Below are 2,983 nucleotides of genomic sequence, written 5' to 3'. Positions count from 1 at the left end.
GATCTTTTGATCTTAAAAACGAAATCAAAAGATCGCAGCCTTCGGCAGCTCCTACAGGGTCTGTGTATTTTGGGGATGTTGTCCTGTCGGGTTGGGCTTGCCCGAAAAGCGCTTTTGTTTGAAACTGCGCACCTCGTCCCCGCGGCGACCCTGGATCAGCAGACAGGGCATCACTGAGCTGGCAACCCTGAACCCAATTTTCAGAGGAGCCGGCAACATGCCCGCGACCCGTACCTGGTTAAAAAATCCCCTCGCCATTTTCACGTCCAACGAGCTCGATGCCCGTGGCGGCCTTGTCGTGCAAGACGGTGTCATCGTCGAAGTACTGGCTACCGGCCAACAGCCGTCGGCGCCGTGCAATGAAGTGTTCGATGCCCGCGAGCATGTGATCCTGCCGGGCCTGATCAACACCCACCATCACTTCTATCAAACCCTGACTCGCGCCTGGGCGCCGGTGGTCAATCAGCCGTTGTTCCCTTGGCTGAAAACCCTGTACCCGGTGTGGGCGCGCCTGACACCTGAGAAACTCGCCCTCGCCACCAAAGTCGCCTTGGCCGAACTGCTGCTGTCGGGTTGCACCACTGCTGCCGACCATCACTACCTGTTCCCGGACGGCCTGGAAAACGCCATCGACGTGCAAGTCGAAAGCGTCCGCGAGCTGGGCATGCGCGCCATGCTCACCCGTGGTTCGATGAGCCTCGGCGAGAAGGACGGTGGCCTGCCGCCGCAGCAGACCGTGCAGGAAGGTCAGGTGATTCTCGACGACAGTCAGCGCCTGATTCACGAGTACCACGAACGCGGCGACGGCGCGCAGATCCAGATCGCGCTGGCGCCGTGCTCGCCGTTCTCGGTGACCCCGGAAATCATGTCGGCCAGTGCTGAATTGGCGAACAAACTCGACGTGCGCCTGCACACGCACCTCGCCGAAACCCTCGACGAAGAAGATTTCTGCCTGCAGCGTTTCGGCCTGCGCACCGTCGATTATCTCGACAGCGTCGGCTGGCTCGGTCCGCGCACCTGGCTGGCGCACGGCATCCATTTCAACCCGGACGAAATCGCTCGTCTCGGTGAGGCGGGCACCGGTATTTGCCATTGCCCGAGTTCGAACATGCGTCTGGCCTCGGGCATTTGCCCGAGTATCGATCTGACTGACGCCGGTGCGTTGTTTGGTCTGGGTGTCGATGGCTCGGCGTCCAACGATGCGTCGAACATGATTCTCGAAGCACGTCAGGCGCTGTACATCCAGCGCCTGCGTTACGGCGCCGAAAAGATCACCCCGGAACGCGTGCTGGGCTGGGCCACCAAGGGTTCGGCGAGCTTGTTGGGCCGTACCGATATTGGTGAGATTGCCGTGGGCAAGCAGGCGGATCTGGCGTTGTTCAAGCTCGATGAGCTGCGCTTCTCCGGCAGCCATGATCCGATTTCGGCGCTGCTGTTGTGCGGTGCAGATCGTGCGGATCGGGTGATGATTGGTGGCAAGTGGCGCGTGGTTGACGGCCAGGTTGAAGGCCTCGACCTCAAAGGCCTGATCGCCGACCACAGCCAGGCGGCACGCCAACTGATCGCCGGGACCTGATTCCCCTCCCCATCTGATCGTTCCCACGCTCTGCGTGGGAACGCATCACGGGACGCTCTGCGTCCCAGCGGCGGACGCAGAGCGTCCATGGCGGCATTCCCACGCGGAGCGTGGGAACGATCTTCCCGCGCTAGAGGCCGAGCAGGGACAGCATGATGAACGTCGCAAACAGCACGAAATGCGTCATGCCTTCGATGGCATTGGTTTCGCCGTCATTGAGGTTGATCGCGCTGACGATCAACGTCAGGAAAATCATCACCGTCTGCACCGGGGTCATCGCCATTTGAAACGGCTGACCCGTGTACAGCGCCATCGCTTCCATCACCGGCACGGTCAGAATCACCGTCGACAGTGACGCGCCCATCGCAATGTTCACCACCGATTGCATGCGGTTGGCCAACGCTGCACGCAATGCGGTCAGAATCTCCGGCGCTGCGGAAATCGCCGCCACCAGAATCGCCGTGATCACTGGCGGTGCGCCCGTGCCTTCCAGGCCCAGATCGAGGGTCTTCGACATCACTTCGGCCAGTGCGCCGATCACCACAATGCCAAACACCAGAATGCCGATCGACAGGCCGATGCTCGGTGCTTTCGCCTGCGCGTCCTGCGGTTCTTTCTTGCGGCGTTTGTCCGGGTAGCTGTAGCTGAAAAAGTAACTGTGCGGGCCGACTTGCATGCGCAGAAACAACGCGTAAAGAACGACCATCGCGCCGATGGTGAACGCTGAATAAATCTTCCAGTTGGCCTCGGGTATAAATTCCGGCACCACCATCGATACGCCCATGGCGGTGAGGATCATCACGCTGTAGCTGCGCGCGGAATCGTCGTTATACGACTGTTCGCCATGCTTGATCCCGCCCATTAGCGCGGCGAGGCCGAGGATGCCGTTGATGTCGAGCATCACCGCCGAATAGATCGTGTCACGCACCAGCGTGGGCGATGCTTCGTTGCTCATCATGATTGCCAGAATCACCACTTCGACCAGCACGGCCGCCAGTGTGAGGATCATCGTGCCGTAAGGGTCGCCGACCTTTTCGGCGAGCAATTCAGCGTGGTGGGCGACGCGCATCGAGGCGGCGACGATGAAAGCGATCAGCACCAGGCCGGCAGTCAGCGCGACGATCTGGCCGCTGTGCAGCATCCAGTGTTCCAACGGATAGGCGACGCACGCGGCGATGACGGCCAGGAGCAGAAAGCTTTCTTGCTTGAGAATCGAGAACATGGCGGGCCTTTTTGCCGAAGAGTGCGAATGAGCTACTGACTGCGGAGCGGCGCTAACGTTTCGTTACACCTTAGCGCACCAACGGATAGCGGGACTTTTGCCTGATGCACTTTTATTGGCCTTGCCGGCCCCTTCGCGAGCAAGCTCGCTCCCACAGGTGACCGCATTTCAATGTGGGAGCGAGC

Annotated in this window: 2 protein-coding genes; one reads left to right on the top strand and one right to left on the bottom strand. The window is 60.5% G+C overall.

The annotated features are described in order from the left end of the window. Positions 1–217: 217 nt before the first annotated feature. A complete protein-coding gene (locus EJA71_RS09745; RefSeq protein WP_158956340.1) occupies positions 218–1,576 on the top strand; it encodes an 8-oxoguanine deaminase in 1,359 nt (452 codons plus the stop codon). Between the two features lie 130 nt (positions 1,577–1,706). Here the strand turns inward: EJA71_RS09745 and EJA71_RS09740 are convergent, their stop codons facing one another. Next, positions 1,707–2,798: a calcium:proton antiporter gene (locus EJA71_RS09740; RefSeq protein WP_158956338.1), complete on the bottom strand. Its 1,092-nt coding sequence runs from the start codon at positions 2,796–2,798 to the stop codon at positions 1,707–1,709. Positions 2,799–2,983: the final 185 nt, after the last annotated feature.

The organism is Pseudomonas sp. PB106 (assembly GCF_009764645.1).
Taxonomy (GTDB): domain Bacteria; phylum Pseudomonadota; class Gammaproteobacteria; order Pseudomonadales; family Pseudomonadaceae; genus Aquipseudomonas.
The sequence above is the reverse complement of the archived record's forward strand: the minus strand, read 5'-3'. Positions and strand labels throughout refer to the sequence as shown.

Bases quoted from the DNA above. Each gene is read 5' to 3' on its own strand.
- EJA71_RS09745 (WP_158956340.1), top strand. From the start codon at position 218: ATGCCCGCGACCCGTACCTGGTTAAAAAATCCCCTCGCCATTTTCACG.
- EJA71_RS09740 (WP_158956338.1), bottom strand. From the start codon at position 2,798: ATGTTCTCGATTCTCAAGCAAGAAAGCTTTCTGCTCCTGGCCGTCATC.